We start from the raw sequence: 20,780 nt of genomic DNA, 5'->3' as shown, positions 1-20,780 counted from the left end.
CGTTCGTCCTGAGCCAGGATCAAACTCTTAAGTTTAATCTTGGTTTTCCGCAGCCCTCTCGGACTGCGCTCAAAACTCATAATAAATTATGAATTGACAGAAATCACTTGCTTTAATTTTTTGCTCAATCTATTCTGTTTTCAAACTACGATCGCCACCTCTTTTTTCGAGATAGCCTAATTATGTTAACATATCGAAAAACGCTTGTCAATAGCTTTTTCAAAAAAATTTTAATCTTTTTTCTCGTTTTCTCCGCAAATAAGAGAAATGCGATCCGTCGCCGCCTTTTTCACCCCGAAAACGCGTCGGCTTTCTCCCGAATTTCCGCGAATTTCAAAAGTTTCTCCGCTCTTTCCGCGCGATTCTGTGCTATACTTATTTCGGAGCGTTTCAAGGCGCCCCGCCGGGAAGGAGGAAAAGAAAATGGGAAAAGGAAAAACAGCGATCGTTTGCATCCTTTGCGTCTTAATCGCGGCGATTATCGCGTTCGCCGCCGTCTTTTATCAAGTCCCTCTTTCTTACGATAAAGAAAAGATCACGCCGATCGCGTCGAACGTCCGCCTTCTTTCCGCGTCCGATCCTTTGAATAAAAGCGGCTCCCCCGCCCTCGCGAAGATCGAAAACGGAGCGATCTCCGACGCGGATTTCCGCATTCTTCTTATGACGGATAACCACCTTTGCGAACTGCAAACCCCGACGAGGAAGACGATCGACCGCATGATCGCGTACGTCGATCGGGTCAAGCCCGACTTGATCCTGCTCGGCGGCGACACCTTGAACGGTCTGCACGACGAAGTACGCGTCCGCGGCTTCCGCGACCTGATGGACGCGTTCGGGGCCTACTGGGCGCCCGTTCTCGGCAATCACGAAGGAGACCGCCCCGTCTTGATGACTTCGCGGAAAAAAGTCGTCGAGATTTGGAGCGAATCTCCGCTCTGTTTGATGGAATCGGACGTAAAAACGACCGCGAGCGGCGAGACCGTCTCGGGCTACGGCAATTACGCAGTCTCCGTCCTCGGCGCGGACGGCTATATCAAGGACGCTTTCTTTTTCTTGGACAACGGCTCCAAACTGATGAAAAAAGAGGAATATGAAAAATGGGGCGTTTCGAAAAAGGCGGACACCGCGATCTCCGCTTCGCAGGTCGCTTGGTACGAGGAGACCTACGCGAAGATGAAAGAGAAAAACGGCGGCGCGCTCACGCACATGTGCGTCGTGCATAAGCCCCTGCAAGAGCTTGCGGCGGCGATCAAGATGCCCGAGAACGTAATCTACGGCGAACCCGTCGATTGGTCGTTTACGGAAGAAGCCTCGGCGGCAGGCTGGGAACACGTCGACGGAACGCTGCGCGACAGGATCCATTGCCCGCCCTACACCGACGGAAAACTCTTCGACGCGCTTTGCGAAAACGGCGCGAAAGCGGTCTTTTACGGTCACGATCACGTCAGCGATCTGACTGCCTATTATCGCCCCGCCGATCTCTATTTGACCTATATTCGCCTGACGAGCGTAAAAGAAAACCTGCCCGAAGCGGAAGGATATAACGTCCTTACCGTCAGAAGCGCGGGCGGCTACCTCTACTCGGCGTTCGATCCGAGCGGCAAGAAGATCGCCGATCTCTTTCAAAAATAAAAGCCGCGCGATCGCCGCGACGAAAAAAACGCAGTCACGAAACCGTGACTGCGTTTTTCCGTTTTACTGAAAAGACTCTGTCAGCGATCGAATCGCGCCAAAAGATCGCCGAGGTCGGCGGTCGCGAGGCAGACGCAGGTGTCGGATGCGCCGTAATAGATCTTGACTTCGCCCGAATCTTCGAGGAGCATCCCGCAGGGGAAGATCACGTTCTCGCGGAATCCTTCGTCCGTCTCGAACGGCAGATCGGGCGCGATCAAAGGCTTTTCGTAGACGGAAAGGACTTTGGAGGGATCCTTCAAGTCCAAAAGCATCATCCCCGCCGTATAGCGTTTGGTCCATTTCTTTTCCCAACCGTTCTTTCCTCTCGACTCGTCGCGATCCACCGCGTGAAACAGCGTGAGCCAGCCTTTTTCGGTCTTGATCGGAGATGCGGTCGGTCCGATCTTATCGTTCGCCCAAGGGACGTTCTCCACGCCGAGAACGAACGCGTTCCTGCCCCAGTATTCGAGATCCGGCGAACGGGAAAGCCAAATATCGAAGCGATCGCCGCCGCGGCTGTAAACGGGCATCGGACGCTCCAAACGAACGAATTCGCCGCCGATCTTCTCGGGGAACAGGACCATATTTCGGTTATCCGGGACGCTGTGGCTGATCAATCGGCAGGATTTGAGGTCGGGCGCGAGCTCCGCGATCGCTCCGCAAATCCCGTGCTGCGTCGCCATCGCAAGGCAAAGGTAGAGTTTTCCCTCGATCTCGATGATGCGGGGGTCGTAAAACCTTCTGAGCTCGGGGTCTTTATTCGGATCGTTGCTGTCCAAAATGGGCAGCGGGTCGAAGCGCCACCCGTCCACGCCGTTTTTACTGCGCGCGATCCCGATGCTTGTCCCCGTAAAGTCTTTTCCTTCGTTTTCGAAGGTCGAACGATCCGATCCGTAATCGTTTCGGAAGATCATAACGTATTCGCCTTTATATTTGATCACGCCGGCGTTAAAGACGAGAGAGCAAGGATACGGAAGATCCGATGCGGTCATAATGGGCGCGGGTCTTTTTTTAATACAAGGATCGGAAAACAACTCCGGTAAAACTGCGGGCATATCTTTTCTCCTTTCGTTCCGTTTTGCTCATTGTAACACAGGCGCGATCTTTGTTCAACGCGATTGGCGTTCGAATAATAAGATAGTGCGAAAAAATGGGATTATCGCGGGGAAAATGCACTCGATAATGTGATATAATAGAGATATGACCGACAAATATCACGCTTTGTTTCTCAAATGGTGCGCCGCGCTCGTCGACGCGCAAATAACGGACGAAGAAGACCGATTTTACGGCGGATTCCGTTGCGAAAGCTGCTCGACCCCTCACGGAAGAGCGGACAACGCGATCTACCCGTTCGTCTACGCTTACGCGCTTACGGGGAAAAAATCCTATCTCCGCGCGGTGAGCGGACTTCTCTTTTTCCGCGAAAAACTGACCGACGAGGAAGGCGCGGTGCAAAACGATTTCACGTCCGAATGGAAAGGGATCACCGCCTTTTCGGCGATCGGACTTTTGAAGACCCTTTTATATTTCAAGGACAAGCTCCCTCCGACCTTAAAAGAGAGGATCGAAAAAGCCGCGACGGATTCCGCGCGCTGGGTACACGAAAAAATGACGATCGGATTTCCCGCCTACGTCAATTATTACTGCGCCGCGTCCTTGGCGAACGCCTTGTATTACGAATACGCCCGCGACGAAGCCTACGCCGAAAGAGCGCGCGAACTCCTCCGCTATTGCCTCGGCTGCTTTACCGAAAACGGGCTTCTTTTCGGCGAAGGAAAACCGCACGACGCCCGCTCTCCGAAAGGGTGTCTGCCCATCGATATCGGATATATCGCAGAAGAGTCCCTGCCCTGCTTGATCCACGCCGCCTCGCTTCTTAAAGACGAAGCCGCGCTTGTCCTTTTGACGGATCACGCGCGAAAGCTATCGGATTTCTTTTTGCCGGACGGCGGCTGGGATAATTCTTTCGGCGTCCGAAACAACAAATGGACGTATTACGGAAGCCGCACGTCGGACGGAGCGATCGGCGCTCTCGCCTTTTTGGCGAAACGCGACGAACGATTCGGAGACGCCGCCGAGAAAACCTTTCTCCTTTTGGAGCGTTGCACGCGCGGCGGAAAGCTTTACGGCGGCCCGAACTATTTCGAGAACGGGCAAAAACCCTGCGTTCATCACGCGTTTTGCCACGCATCCGCTCTTGCGGACGCGCTTCGCGAAGGGATCGCGGAAAGAAAACCCGTTTCCCTTCCCCGAAAAGACGATCGCGTCGGCTTTACCTATTATCCCGAACTCGACACCTATTTGATCCGCGCGGGCGCATACCGCGCGACGGTCACCGCCTACGACTTCGTCGGACATACCTTTACGCGCGGCGCGGCGCACGCAAGCGGCGGTGCGCTCTCCTTGCTTTATAAAGACGGGCAAGGCGCGCTGATCGCGGGCTCGACCTACGAATACGAACGGACCGAACCCAACAATATGCAAGAGCCGACGGGGGCGAAAAAACACGCGTCTCTGCTCGTTCGCGTGGAGTACGAAAAGGGCGGGATCCGCTATGCGACCTGCTTGGACAGAAACGCGAAATTATCGGTCGTTTCGGGAGAAAACGCCGTAACCGTTTTCGCCCGAGCGGGCTTTTATGACGTAAACGGGGAAGCGGAAGACCCCTCGCTTCAAGCCGAAATTTCCTATCGTTTTACGCCGAACGGAGTAACGATCACCGTGTCGAAACTCGGAAAAAACGTCCGTTTCGTCCTTCCTTTGGTGGAAGAATCGGGCGAGATTCTTACGCAAAATCCCTTCGATCAAACACCGATATTCTATCTGTCGGGCGGCTTTTCCGCGACCGAATACGCGTTCCCTCTCTCGGAGACCGTAACGGTCACGATCCGATAAAAGGAGAAAAAAATGAAAAAAATTCTTTCCGTTCTCTTGATCTTAACCCTTTTTTCGGCGAGTCTTCTTGCCTTCGGCGGTTGCGCGAAAAAGAAGAACGTCGAACGCTATGACCCCTCGAAATTCAAAGAAACGATCGACCTTTCGGATTACACGCTCGTCTTTTCCGACGAATTCGACGGCGAATTGAACCGCGATCTTTGGGGCGACACCCGCCAAGGAACGAGGCGAACGGGATTTTGGACGAAGAATTTAGCCTTTACGGACGGAGAAGGTCACCTCGTTTTACGCACCGAAAAGCGCGGAAGCCGCTTCTGCTCCGAAACCCGCGAAAGAGAAGTCGCGGGCGATAACGAAAGCCGAATAACGGTGCGATTCGACGACTGCTATCCTTTCGGCTTGATCGCAGGAGATTTCGGAGAACTTTCCTCTCTCGAAACGCATACGCACGATTCGGTCGGGTTCGTCATTCTCGACACCTTCGACATCCTCGGCGAACGCTTCGAAGATTTCATCAGCACGCTCGAACTTCCCGCGGTCGGCGAAGAATTCACCCTTTTCGACGGAGCGGATCACGCGGAAGCCTATTCCCCTTTCTTTGAGACGGCGGCGGAGCTTTACAGCTATTATTCCTTCGTTCCGGAGATCAAAGCCGTCCGAAGCGAACGCTCGAAAAGCGCGCTGATCGGGGTCAACTACCCCTTTGCGATGACCTTCTCCGAAGGACAAACCGCGCAACCGATCCCGTATCGAGCCGTTCTCGCGAACGTATTCGGGTTTTCTTCCGAAGCGGAATTCGCGGGCTGCGGGCAAGCGCTTGCAGACGCCTATCAAGAGCAACGGGAAAACCTTAAACAGGGCGAAAGCCTAAGCGCGGCGCTTGAAAACGGCGCGTTTTCGACGGACGACGGGTTTTTTATCGCGCCCGTAGTCTTCCGAAACAAAGACTCGATCGTCCTGACCTATGTGATCGCCGCGCCGGACGGACGCGTCACGATTTGGGTAAACGACCTTTCCGCCGCCCTTCGCTCGGCGAATTACGGCGATTTCGGCGCGGCGGGAGCCGCGATAACGAATGAAACGTACTGCAAAAACGTCCTCTTCGTGACGGGACCCGAAGGCGTCTATTCTGGCGCGGTTCGGACCCTTCCGATTGAAGATCATAACGGCAACGTCACGATGACCGGCTACACGCACGGCTACGGCTATTACGAGATCCGTTGCAAACTTCCTTCCGTAAAAGGTATTTGGCACGCGTTTTGGATGATGTGCGGCGACGTGTATTCGCTCGGGAACGGAAGCGCGGACGGCGTGGAGATCGACGTCTTCGAGTATCTTCCCGCGCGCGATTCCGTGAACCACGCCCTGCATTGGGACGGCTATGACGAAGCGCATCAAAACATTTATAAACGCTACGAGAAAACGAACCTTGCGGACGGCGAATACCATACCTTCGGCACGAATTGGGACGAAAACGGCTACGCCTTCTATATCGACGGCAAAAAAGTCTGGCAGACGAAGGGCAAAGGGATATGCTCGGACGAAGGGCATATGCTGATCTCCACCGAGTACGGCGAATGGGGCGATTGGGTCGGTTCGCTCGACCTCGGCGATCTCCCCGTCGATTGGATCATCGATTCCGTTAAGATCTACGATAAAATAGCGGCGTAAAAATTATTCCCTTTTCTTCGATCAAAAAAAGTCATTGCCGATCGTGACAATGACTTTTTTCTTTATACTTTGCTTTCGGCGGTTCGGCTTATTCTTCTGCGGGGGCTTCGGTCTCCGCGGTCTCGACCGCCGCGCCTTCCTGCCCTTCTTCGAGGATCTCTTCCTCTTCGTCTCTTTCGGTCAACGCCACGCTGACGACCTTGCTGTTCAGCTTGCCCGCGCTCATGATCTTGACGCCTTGCGAAGCTCTGCCGATCTTACTGATCTCGTCGAGGTGGGTGCGAATGATCACGCCGCTTTCGGTAATCAGCATAACGTCGTCCTCGGGAACGCAGGTTTTAAGCGCCGCGATTCTGCCCGTCTTTTCGTTAAACGTGCCCGCTTTGATACCCGAGCCCGCGCGACCTTGGACGCGGTATTCGGAAGCGTCCGTGCGCTTGCCGTAGCCGTTCTCGGTGATCGTCAGGATCTCGTCGCCGTCCTTGATCGGCTCCATATTGACGATATAGTCGTCCTCGCCGATCTTCATCGCGCGGACGCCGCCCGCCGTCCTGCCCATAATGCGGACGTCCTCTTCCTTAAAGCGGATACATTTGCCGAGCGAGGACGCGAGAATGAGTTCTTCGCCGCCCATCGTCAGGCGCGCCGCGATGAGTTCGTCGCCCTCTTGGAGCCCGATCGCGATCTTTCCGCTGCGGCGGATGCTCTCGTACTCCGAAAGCGAAGTACGCTTGATCTTGCCTTTCTTGGTCGCGAGGACGAGGTTCCCCGTTCTGCCCTGCTCTTCGTTTACGGGAAGGATCGTCGTGATCTTCTCGCCTTCGGAAAGTTGCAACAGGTTGACGATTGCCCTTCCTCTCGCGGTTCTCGCCGCTTCGGGAACTTCATACGCCTTGATGACGTAGACTTTGCCGTAATTGGTAAAGAAGAAAAGTTCGTCGTGCGTGCAGCAGGTAAAGATATCGGTGACGAAATCTTCGTCCTTCGGCTTATGCGCCGTCACGCCTACGCCGCCTCTGTGTTGCGAACGATATTCCTTCAAAGGAACGCGCTTGACGTAGCCGAAATGGGTCTTGGAGATGACGACGTCTTCTCTCGCGATCAAATCGGCGATATTCAAGCCGCTGTACGCATAGGTGATCTCGCTCTTTCTTTCGGTCCCGAACTTATTCTTGATTTCGAGCATTTCGTCCTTAATGATCTTATCGCGCAAAGTGTGGTCCGCGAGGATCGAACGGTAGTACGCGATATTCTTTTCGGTCTCTTCCATTTCCGCGATCAAACTGCCCGTCTCCATCGAGGTCAAGCGGTGCAGGCGGATATCGAGGATCGCGTTCGCTTGCTTATCGGAAAGAGAGAATGCGTCCATCAAACGGGTCTGCGCTTCCGCTCTGTCCTTCGCGGCGCGAATGATCGCAATGACTTCGTCGATATTTTGAAGGGCGATCACGAGACCCGAAAGAATATGATTCCTATCTTCTGCTTTTTGGAGATCGAATTTCGTGCGCCTGTCCACGACGTCCTGCTGATGCTTGACGTACGCCGTCAAAATCTCTTTGAGGTTCATGATCTTGGGCGTGCCGTCGTCCAGCGCAAGGAAAATCATACTGACGGATTTTTGAAGCTCCGTGTGCTTAAACAAAGTGTTCAGGACGACTTGGGCGTTCGCGTCGCGCTTGATGTCGATGACGAAGCGCATACCGACGCGGTCGGACTCGTCGCGAATATCGGCGATGCCTTCGACTTTCTTATCTTTAACGAGGTCGGCGATCGTCTTGATGAGTTTCGCTTTATTGACTTGATACGGGATCTCGGTGACCGCGATGCGGCTGCGCGTCCCGTTCGCATATTCTTCGATCTCGGTCTTCGCGCGGAGAATGCAGCTGCCGCGACCCGTCATATAGGCGTTGCGGACGTCCTGACTGCCGAGAATCATCGCGCCGGTCGGGAAATCGGGAGCCGGGACGTACTTCATAAGATCCAAAATATCGATATCGGGATCGTCAATGAGCGCGCAGGTTGCGTCGATGACTTCGGAAAGGTTATGCGGCGGGATCGAAGTCGCCATACCGACGGCGATACCGTCCGACCCGTTTACGAGCAGGTTCGGATAGCGCGAAGGAAGGACTTCGGGCTGCATACGCGTGTCGTCGAAGTTCGGATAAAAATCTACCGTCTCCTTATCGATATCGCGCAGCATTTCGAGCGCCATTTTGCTCATTCTCGCTTCGGTGTACCTGTATGCGGCGGCGGGGTCTCCGTCCACCGAACCGAAGTTACCGTGACCGTCCACGAGGGGCATATTGATCGAGAAGTTTTGCGCGAGACGGACGAGAGCGTCGTAGACCGAGCTGTCACCGTGGGGGTGATACTTACCGAGAACGTCACCGACGATGGTCGCGCATTTCTTAAACGGCTTATCGGGCGTCAGACCGATCTCGTTCATCGCGTACAAAATGCGGCGATGCACGGGTTTCAATCCGTCGCGGACGTCGGGGATCGCGCGGCTGACGTTGACCGCCATCGCGTAGGAAATGAAGGATTTCTTCATTTCGCTTTCGCAACCGACCTCCACGATCTTGGTATTATCGATTATATCTCCGTGTTGCAATTCTTTATCTTTCATATTACACCTCGTTAAATATCAAGTTCGGCGACGAGTTTCGCGTTCTGCTCGATGAATTGACGGCGAAGCTCGGGTTGCTCGCCCATAAGGACGGTAAAGGTTTCGTCCGCCTTCATCGCGTCTTCCAATCTGACTTTCAAAAGGATCCTCGATTCGGGGCTCATCGTCGTCTCCCAAAGCTGTTCGGGGTCCATTTCACCGAGACCTTTGTAACGCTGAATCTCATACCCCTTTCTGCCGAGAGAATCGAGATAGGTATTCAGATCATCGTCATTATAGAAATATTTCTCGTCCTTGCCTTTGCTGACTTTATAGAGCGGGGGCTGCGCGATATAGACGTGACCTTCTTCGATCAAAGGGCGCATAAAGCGGAAGAAGAACGTCAGCATCAAAATACGGATATGCGAGCCGTCCACATCGGCATCGGTCATGCAGATGATCTTGTCGTAACGGAGCTTTTCGGTGCTGAATTCGTCGCCGATACCGCCGCCGAACGCGGTGATCATCGATTTGATCTCTTCGTTTTCGAGGACGTGATTGAGCCTTGCCTTTTCGACGTTCAAAATTTTACCGCGAAGAGGAAGGATCGCTTGGAAGCGCCTGTCTCTGCCCGATTTCGCGCTGCCGCCTGCGGAATCGCCCTCGACTAAGAAGATTTCGCATTTGGAAGCGTCTTTCTCGGTGCAGTCCGCAAGCTTACCGGGAAGCGTCGTGTTTTCGAGGAAACCTTTGCGGCGGGTCTCGTCGCGGACTTTTCTCGCGGCTTCTTTTGCCTTTTGCGCGTTGATCGAGCGCAAAACGAGCTCCTTGGACTCTTTCGGATGCTCCTCCATATACGTCCCGAGGCATTCGGTCAAGACGCGCGAAACGATCGTCCTCATCTCGCTGTTGCCGAGCTTGGTTTTGGTCTGACCTTCGAATTGCGGATTCGTAAGTTTAACGTTGATGACCGCGGTCAATCCTTCGCGGACGTCTTCACCGGAGAGTTTCTCGCTCTCTTTAAGGTAATTCATCTTATGACCGTAGTCGTTGATAATACGGGTCAAAGCCGCCTTAAAGCCGTCGAGGTGGGTGCCGCCCTCTTCGGTGTTTATATTATTCGCGTAGGCGTACACCGTCTCGTTATAGGTTTCGTTATATTGAAGAGCGATCTCGATTTCGCTCGTCCCGACTTTCTCGTCGAAATAGACGATATCGGTAAAGAGTTTCTCGTGCGCCGAGTTCAGATCCTCGACGAAATGAATGATACCGCCGTCGTACTTGAAATCGTCTTCGAGCGGGGTCTCGTGGCGCAGATCTTTGATATTGATATGCAATCCTTTATTCAAATACGCAAGCTCGCGCAGACGATGCTTCAAAGTGTCGTACTTAAAGACGATCGTCTCGAAAATTTCTTTATCGGGGAAGAAAGTGACCTTCGTTCCGGTCTGATCGCTGTCGCCGACGACTTTCAGCTCGTAATTCGGCTTGCCGCGCGAATACTCCTGTTTGAAGATATGTCCGTTTTGGCAGATCTCGACGACAAGCCATTCGGAAAGCGCGTTAACGACGGAAAGACCGACGCCGTGCAGACCGCCGGAGATCGTGTAGCCGGAGCCGCCGAATTTACCGCCTGCGTGAAGCTTCGTCAAGACGACTTCGACCGCCGATTTACCTTCGGACTTCTTAAAGCCCGTAGGAATTCCGCGACCGTTATCTTGGACGGAGACGCTGCCGTCCTTATTGATCGTAACGTAAATATCCGTGCAGTAACCGGCGAGAGCTTCGTCGATACTGTTATCCACGATCTCGGACACGAGATGATGCAGACCTCTTTCATCCGTCGAACCGATATACATACCCGGACGAACACGAACCGGTTCCAAACCTTCGAGTACCTGTATCGCGTCCTCATTATAGGAATTGTTTCTTTCCATTTTTCCCTCCGCTTACAAAATCGTAATCATCATTATAAACGCGCGTGCGTGTGCGCGTGCGTATAAATAATATATATTATATAATATAATTATTATATAAGTAAATAGTTTGATAAAATTTTTTTATAAATTTTGAGTTATCCACAATGAAAAAAATCGTTAAATTTATAAAAAAATATTTTTTATCAAAAGAATTAAATTTCTTTTAACTCTCGAAAACGACTTCCCCTTTATTGATTTTTACGATATGGACTTCCCTGTCGCCGACGTCTTCCGAAAATTCCGTACAGGTAATAAAGGTTTGCGTTCCTTCCGTCGCTTTCAAAAGCGCGGAGCGGCGTTTTTTGTCGAGTTCGGATAAGACGTCGTCCAAAAGCAGGACGGGCTTCTCTCCCGACTCCGTGTAATAATATTCGATCTCCGCGAGTTTGATCGCGAGCGCGGCGGTCCGTTGCTGCCCCTGAGACCCGAACTTTCTGAGATCGACGCCTTTCGTCGTAATCGAAAAATCTTCTCTGTGAACGCCGATCGAAGTATACCCGAGTTCGTAATCTTTCTTTCGGTTTTCTTCGAGTTGCTTTTCAAGATCGGCTTTGATTTCTTCCCTGCTTTCTTTTTCGGAGCAAGGCTCGTAAACGAGCGTAAGGTCTTCTCCTTCTCCCGCTATTTTTTCGTGATAATCGCAAGCGATCTTCGATATTTTCGATATAAATTCCTTTCTTTTCAAAATGACGTCCGCCGCCGCTTCGCTCATTTGCGTTTCCCAAATGAATGCGGTCGTCGAAAATTCGGCGAAATCCGCCGTTTTGATCAGTTTATTGCGTTGAGCGAGGATCTTATTATAGCGCGCGAGCGAGAGATAATAAGGCTTGCTTTCCTGAGAAAGAGAAAGATCGATAAATTTTCTTCTCTCCTGCGGCGCTTCTTTGATCATTTTAAGTTCGTCCGGCGAAAAATAGACGACCGTCAGAAGCCCGAGAAGCTCTCCTAGACGGGTGATCACCGCGTCGTCGATCTTGATCTTCTTTCCTTCCGAACGGGAGATTTCGACGTTTATTTTATGCTCTCTGAATTTCTTTTGCAAGGTAAGATGGATAAATGCGTTTTCCTCGCCCATCTTGATCAAATCTTTTTCGTTTTTCGTTCGGGGGGAGCGACCGATCGCCGACACAAAAATACTTTCCATAAGGTTTGTTTTGCCGCTTGCGTTAAGCCCGCAAATGACGTTCAACCCATCATGGAAAGCAATTTCTTGTTTTTGATAATTTCTGAACCGTTCGAGCGATACCTTTTCTACTTTCATTTTATCCCACGACGCGCATCGGGAGAACGAGGAATAAATAATCGTCTTTATCCACTTGGGTGAAGACGCAGGGCGCGCTCGACGCTTTGATATTCATTTTGATAAATTCGTCGTCTATAACGGCGAGGAAATCTTGGAGATACTTTCCGTTAAAACAAATAACGTTATCCTTTCCTTCGACGCGCGCGGGCAAGGATTCGTTCAAATTACCCATTTCGGAATTACTTTCGACCTTGATATAGTTTTCTTTGACTTCGATCTTAACGAGATTGTTTTTGCTGATACGGGAGATCAAAGAAGCTCTGTCGATATATTCGCTGAATTGACTCTTGGAAAGCGTCACGATCGCGGAAAAGTCTTTATTGATAATGTTTTTGTAATTAATAAAGTCTCCTTTGATCAAGCGAGTGATCAAGACGGTGTTTTCGATCTCCACGCGAAGCTTTTCTCCGTCCATCTTCAACGTGATATCGTCCTCGTCGTTTAAGATCATCTTACTGATTTCGAGAAGCGAACGCGCGGGAATGATGCAGCTGAACTTTTCGTCGCTGCTGGCTTTGATCGTCTTATTGCAAAGAGCAAGGCGATAGCCGTCCAAAGCAACCATCGTCACTTTATCGTCGTTTACTTCCATCAGGCATCCTTTGAGGACTTGCCTGTTATCTTCCGTCGAAGCGCAGAAAACCGTCTTCGCGATCAAACTCTTCATATCCTTATTATTAAGGGTAATGAAATAGCGATTCATAACCTCGCCTACGTTCGGATAATCTTCGACGTTCAGGCATTTGATGTAGCCGTAACTTTCGCCGTACTTGATTTCGAGGTTTACCCCGTCGGAGCATTCAAGAGACAAACTCTCTTCGTTCAACGTGCGAATGAATTCGGAGAAAAACTTACCGGGGACGAGAATGTCGCCGTCGATAATAACGTCCGCCACGATCTTCTTTTCGATCGAAAGCTCCATATCGGTCGCAGTCAAAACGAGACTGTTGTCATGCGCCGAAAGTTTGATGCATTCCAAGACGGGATTGTTCTTCTTGATCGATATTGCTTTGATGACTTTATTTACCGCTTCGGATAAAGAAAGGGAATCAACGTTGATTTTCATTTTTGCTCCTTTTTATCTTTTTTTGTAGATAACAATAACTTCTAATAATAACGGGTGTGTAAAAGTGGAAAACACCCTTAACACCACAATATATAGTATATCATAGACCTACTTAAAAGTAAATATATTATTATTTGCTGTTCAAAACTCTGTTGATTTTATGTAGAATCAAAGTGAATGACTGTTACTTTCTTCACGTTGTCAACATCGACTTCGATCTTTGATAAAAACGGAGTTTTTTTTCTATGAAGGTAGGATCGAAATTTCTATCGAATAAAAAAGTTTTATTTCTTCGAGAGAACGATCGTACCGATCAAAACCGAGGATAGACGAAAGAAAAAATTTTGATTTTTTCTTTCGAATTTCAATGGTAAAGGTTTCTTTCGAAAGTATTTACTTATTGTAGATCAAGTTCTTAATGTCTTCCGCTTTTTTCTTGAAACCTTCGTTTTCCGTGATCTGCGCTTGCATTTTATCTCTCGCGTGAATGACGGTCGTGTGATCTCTTCCGCCGAAGAACTGACCGATCGAAGCGAGCGGGATTTCGGGAAGAATGACGGTGATCAGATACATTGCGAGTTGTCTCGGTTCGACGAGTTCTTTCGTCTTCTTTTTTCCGCAAACGTCTTGCGTCTTGACTCCGAAATAGTCGCAGGTAACGTCGACGATTTTTTGGATCGTAACGTCCGATTCTTGGTTATTGGAGCTGTCGCGCAAGGCTTCTTTTACGAATTCGACGCTGTTTGCCGAGCGATTATTCAACGATGCGAAATAGCCGACGGTCTTTAACATACCTTCGAGCAAACGGACGTTGTATTTTTCCTTTTCCGCAAGATAATTGATGACTTCCGGCGTTACGTCTATTTTATAATGATACGCTTTCTTTTGAAGGATCGCGACTCTCGTCTCGAACGAAGGCGGTTGAATATCGGCTACGACGCCGCTCGCGAAGCGGCTGGTAAGCCTGTCTTCCAGATAATTGAGTTCTTTGATCGGGCGATCGGAAGACAAAATGATTTGTTTTTCCGCCGTGTAAAGATCGTTGAAGACGTGAAACAAACTCTCCTGTGAACTCGTCTTTCCCGCCAAAAACTGGACGTCGTCGATCATCAAAACGTCCAAATTTCTGTATTTCTCGCGGAATTGGCGGGTCAATTCGGTGTTGTTGCTGTTTCGGATGCTGTAAATCAGGTCGTTCGTAAAGTTTTCCGCCGTCGTGTAATAGACTTTCAGATTCGGATTATTGCGAAGGATCTCGTTTCCGATCGCGTGCAGAATATGTGTCTTTCCGAGCCCCGGCATTCCGTAAATAAAGAGAGGGTTTAAGTTGGTTCCCGGCGCTTCCGCGACCGCTCTCGCAGCCGCCGCGGCGTACTTATTGCTGTCGCCGATGACGAAGCTGTCGAACGTGTAATTCTTTTGAAAGACGATCTGTTTGATCGAAGGTTTGAATTCTTCTTTCTCCTCTTTTTGATTTTCTTGATCGATATAGGAAGAAACTTCGCTGTCGAGAATGATTTTCGCGCCTTCGATCTGCGCCAAACTAACGCGGATCGCCATATTGAGTGGTTCGGTAAAATTCTTGGCAATTCCGTTTTTAACCGAAGTTAAAGGCGTGGAAAGGATCAAGACGTCGTCTTTGATCGTTATGGGTTTAAGCTTGCTGAAATAGATCTCGTAGCAAGCGAGGGAAACGAGTCCCGATAGTTTATCCGATATGTCGGACCAAATTTTTTCACAGTTATTCATAGTCGGTCACAGTCCTTTTATTTAATTGGCAGAAACGACGATATATCCGTTTCCGGTCATTTCATTCGAAAGATCTCTCTTATTATCGTTAAACGGAGTGGTGTCCGCATAGTAGTAGGTATCCGTCGCCGAATAATAAGTAATCACCGTTCCGAGACCCGCGAGCGCGTTGATCTTTCCGATGATCAGATCCGCAAGTTCGATCGAAAGAACGTCAATATCGAATCTTGCATTGTTCGAGGAAAGAATATGTTCGAAAATATCCATATCCGTTTCGTTCATATCATAGAGGAGTCCGCGGCTTTGCGTCCGATCGGTCAGATCGATCAAGACGGTGAACCACAAAGAACTCGGAACGAGCGAAGTCGAAGATCCCGAAGAATAATTAGAAAGATCCGCGACGACGGTCGCAATCATATAGTTATGCGTCGCGTTGAAATCGCTGCCTTGCGCGTAGAATTTATCTCTCCAAACGTCCTGAACGGCGGTATCGCCCGCGCGAATGATGATCGCTTGACGGATCGAACTGATCGTGATTTCGTCGTTCGGAATAATGGGATCGTCGTTGATCGAGGAACCCGAAAGTTCGGTATTGAATTTATCCGCGAGGAAATTATCGGAATAGACGGCTACCCGATCGAATAAACCGTTATCGCCTCTGTATCCGATTCCATTAAAGCCATGGTTGTCTGCGGGGTTCGTAACGAGCTCGTTCTCCAAAGACGATTCTTCTTCATAGAGTTTATTCAGCATATGCTGCATTTCCGCTTCCGCGGGTTTATTGGAGGTATACAAAAGATCGATCAAGAAGGCGTAAACGGACGGGATTTGAGCGTAGCCGTCGTCCTCGTGAACGGAGATTTGGTCTCCCGGATAATTCGTCGCGTTATATTCTCCGCTGATGTCGGCGGCGGTAAAAGTCCCGTAGGTCACGGTAACGGACGAAGTAAAGGAGTTCAACCCCGCGCCTACCGCTTTATTGATCTCGCGTTCGAGGTTCGTGATATTGAACGCGGTGTTATTGACGCCGACGGTGGAGAGCGAAGCGAAGTTCGTAAAGAACGCGACGGTCTCCGCGCGAGAGAGATTATTGACGGAGATTGCGGTCGAATATCCGTTCAAAGTGCTCGGATCTTCCTGCGTCAACGCTTTTACGAAGAAGTACTTCGGAAGCATCGCGTACGCCGGATCGTTTCCGAGCGTTACTTTAATGCCGCTTTCGAGGCGGAGATCGCCCCCATCAAGGAAGATGCGGACGCTTTCGAGGCTTGCCGTTACGCCGCTCGATACGGCGGCGGCGAAGCTTTGCTTGCTCTTGATCATGACGCCGAGCGCTTTATCCGAAATCTTCAAAGTCTTGATCGCGCCGTCGTAATGATAGAGCCCGTCTGCGCCCGTAAGATTGAAATTCGTGTCGTCGATCGTCGTGAAATAATTACCGACGCCGCCGTAAATGCTTTCCATATCGGGCTTTTCTTTCATAAAGTACGCGCGTTGCATATTCGTGTAGACGTACATATCGTCCGTCGAAAGGAAGAGTTTAAGCCCTTGTACCCAAGAATAATCGGCTTCGTTTTCGGGGTCGCCGTTCGCATTCATCTGATAGCCGAAACCGCGCAAACGGCTCGCGAGCGAGTCGGCGCTTGCGTTCGACATATTCGTCAGATTGATCAGGAAAGTAAAGACGTCCGGAAGGACGATCGCGTCTTCGGAAACGGTGACCGTTCCGTCCGGATAGAGATTCAGCATCTTTTTGATGCCGTCTTCCAGACTTTGCGCGACGTTATCCGATATGGTATTCATAGAGATCGAACCGCCGAGGACGGAGATATAACCGAACATATTCTTGGTTTGATAATCGGTCAGGTTATTGATCGTGATCTTCGCCGTGCAGGAAAGATCGGCGGGGAAACAATCGTTTACGAAGTCGTAAGAGAGATCGATCTCCGCTTTTACGAAGATATGCGTCGGCAAAATGTTCGAAGTACCCGTCAAACGGACGAGGAACGCGAGGTCGAGAAGGAATTTGTCGTCCGTCTTTTCAACCGTTTCGTTCGTGTCGAGACGGACCGCGCTTTGGACGAGCGTCGCGAGACCGTCTTCGCCCATTTCAATGACTCCGAGCGTCTGCTTTACGAGCGCGCCGAGCGCATTTCCCGTTAAGGGAACGGAAAGCTCCGAAACGGGGCGTTCGTCCGCATACATCGAGGGGAAGGAGACGGACGAAGCGTTTACGTCGAAGGACGCGTGATCGCCCATAATGTTTTCCGCGGTCAGATCCGAGTTTAAATAATAATTACTCTTTAACGAAGCGAGGAACGAATTCAGATCGTCGTCGGTAAAGAAATCCGTGATCCCCGAGACGTCCACGGACCAAGAAGAACTTTCTCCTTCGAGGTTATAGGAAGGCATTCTGCCGAATTCCATCAATTTCGCGCGGAACAGCGCGGCGTCCGCCTGCGTGCGGTTTTCTTCGGGAATTTCCGCGCCCGTCGATTCGTCGATCGTATCTTTGATATTCGTTAATCCGATAAGAGCGGTAAAGACGTCGGCGAGATAAATGCAGTTTTCCGTCTTTCCGGAAATCGTCGTCGTGTAAGCGAAGCCCGCGTTCGAATAATAAACGGGGATCTTTTCTTCGAGCGAAGTGAAGACGGGCGAAAGCGCGGTCTTGATCTTATCCGACAAAGCGGTCGCGGAAAGGTTTCCGCCGCCGAACGCCTTCAAAAGGGTAAAGACTTTTTCGACGTCGGAATCGTTTATCAAGAGTTTCGAGGAGAAACGCGGCGCCTCTTCGGAATACGAATCGGCGAACATTAAAATTTCGAAGGAAACTTTGATATCTTGCGGGAAAAGAACGGAAAGATTGACGCTTTCCGAAGAAGAAGCGTTTTTCACGAACGTGCAAAGGACGTCGAACGATAAGCAGGTCTTCCGATTTTCCGTCTTGAAATTCGCGCCGAGGATCGTTACTTCTCCGAACGAGGAAGAAAGATCGGTCGGCATCAAATGCAGTTTGTCGATCAAAGCCGCGATCTCGCCGCCCGTTAAGCCGATACGAAGATCGTCGATCGATCTCGTGTCGTCGAACAGCGCGGTTTTGATATATCCCGCGCCCCACTTGTTCTGCTCTTCCTCGGAAGATTTGAAGTAGATGGAATTCGCGTTGATCTTATCCGAAAGGTTTGCCGTGCCTTCGCCGAAGAGGTCGGACGCGGCGAGCGCGCTGTCGTGAGAAATATAGAATTTATCGTTTACGTCGTCCAAAAGATCGTCCGCTTGCGAGGGAGAGAAGGTAACGGATTTATTCGCGTTCGAATCGTAGACGAGGGCAAGGATCTGCTGTGCGTCCGCGCTCGTGAACGTTTCTTCGCCTTCGAGGCGCGGCGCGACTAAACTCTCGACGAGTTCGTAGATGCTCGGGAGCATAAGACCTCCCTTGCTCGAAGAATTCTTTCCGAACAAGCGAACGGAGATCTTATAATCTCTCTCTTGGAGTTTGTTGAAGAGATCGGTGACGGCGTCCTCGATCGATCCGGTCACGGAAGAAATATCGAAGCCGGATTCGCTGCCCATCGACTTCATAAACGTGTTGATCGTCTGAATGACGTTCGCCGTCTCCGCGTAGGTGAAATCGTTGATGCGGAACATCGTCGCGTAGGCATCGCCCGAAGAGATATTCTTGCCCGCTTTATGGACGAGCTTTCCTTCCACGGTCTCTTCCGACACGAAGAGTTTGACCCCGAAATAGGTTTTGCCCTTCGGCAGGATCTTTTTGACGAGTTTCGAAGCCTGCTCGTCGGTCGGCATATAGCCCGAAAGAAGATCGGACAGACCGAGGGAGATCAAAAGCTCGATGGAATAGATCTTCTTTCCGCCCGATTCGCCGCCCGATTCCACGACGACCGAGCAGACGTCGGGATCCAGCCCTTTCAGAATATTCTTTGCGGAAGGCTCTTCTTCCGCCGCGGCGACGCTTTCGTCACCCGTTTCCGAGAGAAGCTCCATTAAGAGCGCGGCGAGCGTTTCCGCGGGAAGCTCGACTTGCATTTGCTCGTTCGATTTCGTAAAATCGACGATCCCGTCCGAAAGGTGGATATGCTCGATAAAGCCGTCCAACGCGTCGGGAGAAAGAAGGTTGTTTTCGTTTAAGAACGCGAGATCGACGCCGTATTTCGACGCGACTTCGGATTTAAAGGAAGTCATCGCCTCGCCGAGCGAGAGCGCCGAGGGTTTGCTCTCCGTGACGTACAAGCATTTCAAAACGGTGAAGATATCGTGCGCCGAAAGAGAAGACTCCGATTTATTGAGAAGAGAGATCAACGTCTCGATCGTCATGATTTGAAGCTCGGAGTAGGTCTTACCCGAAGAATCTTTCAAGGGTTTTCCGTCTTTATCCACGGACGGGACGAAATTGATCTTGACTTTATCGTTGATCTTTTTGAAGGTGTTTACGACTTTGTCGTTCAAATCGCGGAAGAAACTCTTTTCGATGGGTTCGGAAGAATTGTTCTCGCGAAGTCCGTTTACGATCAAAGAGAGATTCTTTGCGTCTTTATCGGACATTTTATTGACTTTAATGCGAATTTCGCGCTTGTCCTCGTCTTCCGCAAGGGGGTAGACGAAAGCGGACACCGAAAGATATTTCGGGATGATCTTCGGGATCGCGCTGACGGTGAACGAAGGCGCGGAATCCAACTTTTGGCGGACTTCTTCCCCGTTCATCATCTCTTGGATGAGATCGCGCAGGCGAAGAGAGATCGTAATGCCGAGTTCGGTGTCTTTTTGATTATACAGAGCTTCCGTTCCCGAGACGAGGATCGGAGAATTCTTGATCGTTACGTTCGCGATCTTGATATAATCGGAGAGATTTTTTCCCGAGGGGACGAGCGATGCGTACTCCGAACCGAAAGACGAAACGTCCGCCGAGAGGAAGAAATTCAAAATGTCGTTGATAAAAGCGGAGACCTGCTTCCCTTCCACGGAGAACGTCGTAAATTTCGTGTTTTCCGGAGCGGAAGGATCGCTGATATCGTAATCCGCGAGGGTCTCGAAGTTAAAATCGATCGAATCGAAGGCTTGATTCGTCAGTTTGTCCGAGGAGAAATCGCTCGGAGAAAAGCTCTCGTTTCCGAGAAGCCCGTTGATGGATAAGCGGTACAGTTTGAGACCGAGACGCTTGCGAACGGATTCGCTTTCCGAAGAAGCGAGCCGCCCGAACTCTTCCAAAGAGCAAAGCTCTTTCATATCGTCCGTCAAAAGATCGTAACGCGCGTTTTTCGAGAGAAGCAGAAACGCCGCGTACGCCGCGTCGTTATCGTAAGAAGGCGCGGAGGTTTCGGAAGATCCGACTTCACCCGCTCCGGGTTCTTCGCTTTCCGCGGCGGAAGTTACGTCCAAAGAGGCTTTCGCATCGTCCGACAAAAGGGAGTATTCGAGCTCCTCTTCCGATTTGTCCGACATAAACAAAGAGGAGGAAAGCTCGGAATAGAAATCGTCCAGATCCTCTTCGTTATAGGACGCCTTCGTCTCTTTTCCGGAAAGAATCTTTCTCGCGAGCGACATCGAATCGAATAATCCGACGCCCCCGATCTTCGGGCTGACGTATTGTTTGAAAAGAATATTGCCGCCGATCAGAAGCGCGGCGATGAAAACGATCAAAAGGATAAAGGAAATGATGGAACAAGTCAGACAACAATTGCTTTTTTTCAGTCTGCCGCCTTCGCCTTCTCTCGACATAGAAACCTCTCTTTTCGCGCGCGACGCGGAGCCGCTTGCGAGAATTTGATTATTGATTTAAGGTAGTTATATGATTATACAATATATATTATACAATAC

General features: G+C 50.5%; 10 protein-coding genes. 3 read left to right on the top strand and 7 right to left on the bottom strand.

Features of this window, described 5'->3' with window-relative positions; translation table 11 throughout:
- The first annotated feature begins 423 nt into the window (after nucleotides 1-423).
- On the top strand, nucleotides 424-1,632 hold the full coding sequence (locus K5753_00160) for a metallophosphoesterase (protein ID MCR4725623.1): 1,209 nt from the start codon (nucleotides 424-426) through the stop codon (nucleotides 1,630-1,632).
- 80 nt (nucleotides 1,633-1,712) lie between these two features.
- Here K5753_00160 and K5753_00155 read toward each other — a convergent pair whose 3' ends face one another.
- Nucleotides 1,713-2,729, bottom strand: coding sequence for a glycoside hydrolase family 130 protein (locus K5753_00155; GenBank protein MCR4725622.1), 1,017 nt, complete (start codon nucleotides 2,727-2,729; stop codon nucleotides 1,713-1,715).
- A 145-nt stretch (nucleotides 2,730-2,874) separates the two neighbouring features.
- On the opposite strand from K5753_00155, the gene K5753_00150 reads away from it, so the two are divergent.
- Together K5753_00150 and K5753_00145 are read left to right on the top strand one after the other, a co-directional pair.
- A complete protein-coding gene (locus tag K5753_00150) occupies nucleotides 2,875-4,569 on the top strand; it encodes a hypothetical protein (GenBank protein ID MCR4725621.1) in 1,695 nt (564 codons plus the stop codon).
- Between the two features lie 12 nt (nucleotides 4,570-4,581).
- Nucleotides 4,582-6,240 (top strand): glycoside hydrolase family 16 protein, encoded by a 1,659-nt coding sequence (locus K5753_00145; GenBank protein MCR4725620.1) that lies wholly within the window; start codon nucleotides 4,582-4,584, stop codon nucleotides 6,238-6,240.
- An 88-nt stretch (nucleotides 6,241-6,328) separates the two neighbouring features.
- On the opposite strand, the gene gyrA is transcribed toward K5753_00145, so the two are convergent.
- From gyrA to K5753_00115, 6 genes are all read right to left on the bottom strand, one after another.
- The gene (gene gyrA, locus K5753_00140; protein MCR4725619.1) at nucleotides 6,329-8,866 is read right to left on the bottom strand and encodes a DNA gyrase subunit A; all 2,538 of its coding nucleotides are present in this window, start codon (nucleotides 8,864-8,866) and stop codon (nucleotides 6,329-6,331) included.
- A gap of 11 nt (nucleotides 8,867-8,877) precedes the next feature.
- Nucleotides 8,878-10,782, bottom strand: coding sequence for a DNA topoisomerase (ATP-hydrolyzing) subunit B (gene gyrB / locus K5753_00135; protein MCR4725618.1), 1,905 nt, complete (start codon nucleotides 10,780-10,782; stop codon nucleotides 8,878-8,880).
- Between the two features lie 205 nt (nucleotides 10,783-10,987).
- Nucleotides 10,988-12,085: a DNA replication/repair protein RecF gene (gene recF, locus K5753_00130; protein ID MCR4725617.1), complete on the bottom strand. Its 1,098-nt coding sequence runs from the start codon at nucleotides 12,083-12,085 to the stop codon at nucleotides 10,988-10,990.
- Nucleotide 12,086: 1 nt separating this feature from the next.
- Entirely contained in the window at nucleotides 12,087-13,193 is a 1,107-nt protein-coding gene (gene dnaN, locus K5753_00125) for a DNA polymerase III subunit beta (protein ID MCR4725616.1), read from the bottom strand.
- A gap of 393 nt (nucleotides 13,194-13,586) precedes the next feature.
- Nucleotides 13,587-14,942, bottom strand: coding sequence for a chromosomal replication initiator protein DnaA (gene dnaA / locus K5753_00120; protein MCR4725615.1), 1,356 nt, complete (start codon nucleotides 14,940-14,942; stop codon nucleotides 13,587-13,589).
- A gap of 21 nt (nucleotides 14,943-14,963) precedes the next feature.
- Nucleotides 14,964-20,681, bottom strand: coding sequence for a hypothetical protein (locus K5753_00115; protein MCR4725614.1), 5,718 nt, complete (start codon nucleotides 20,679-20,681; stop codon nucleotides 14,964-14,966).
- Between the last annotated feature and the right edge of the window lie 99 nt (nucleotides 20,682-20,780).

The sequence above is a fragment of the Clostridia bacterium genome, assembly GCA_024685775.1.
In the GTDB taxonomy this organism is placed as follows: domain Bacteria; phylum Bacillota; class Clostridia; order Christensenellales; family CAG-1252; genus CAG-1252.
This window is presented reverse-complemented; position numbering and strand designations above follow the sequence as displayed.

Excerpts from the sequence above, each read along its gene's own strand:
- K5753_00160 (MCR4725623.1), top strand. The coding sequence starts at position 424 with ATGGGAAAAGGAAAAACAGCGATCGTTTGCATCCTTTGCGTCTTAATC.
- K5753_00155 (MCR4725622.1), bottom strand. The coding sequence starts at position 2,729 with ATGCCCGCAGTTTTACCGGAGTTGTTTTCCGATCCTTGTATTAAAAAA.
- K5753_00150 (MCR4725621.1), top strand. The coding sequence starts at position 2,875 with ATGACCGACAAATATCACGCTTTGTTTCTCAAATGGTGCGCCGCGCTC.
- K5753_00145 (MCR4725620.1), top strand. The coding sequence starts at position 4,582 with ATGAAAAAAATTCTTTCCGTTCTCTTGATCTTAACCCTTTTTTCGGCG.
- gyrA (MCR4725619.1), bottom strand. The coding sequence starts at position 8,866 with ATGAAAGATAAAGAATTGCAACACGGAGATATAATCGATAATACCAAG.
- gyrB (MCR4725618.1), bottom strand. The coding sequence starts at position 10,782 with ATGGAAAGAAACAATTCCTATAATGAGGACGCGATACAGGTACTCGAA.
- recF (MCR4725617.1), bottom strand. The coding sequence starts at position 12,085 with ATGAAAGTAGAAAAGGTATCGCTCGAACGGTTCAGAAATTATCAAAAA.
- dnaN (MCR4725616.1), bottom strand. The coding sequence starts at position 13,193 with ATGAAAATCAACGTTGATTCCCTTTCTTTATCCGAAGCGGTAAATAAA.
- dnaA (MCR4725615.1), bottom strand. The coding sequence starts at position 14,942 with ATGAATAACTGTGAAAAAATTTGGTCCGACATATCGGATAAACTATCG.
- K5753_00115 (MCR4725614.1), bottom strand. The coding sequence starts at position 20,681 with ATGTCGAGAGAAGGCGAAGGCGGCAGACTGAAAAAAAGCAATTGTTGT.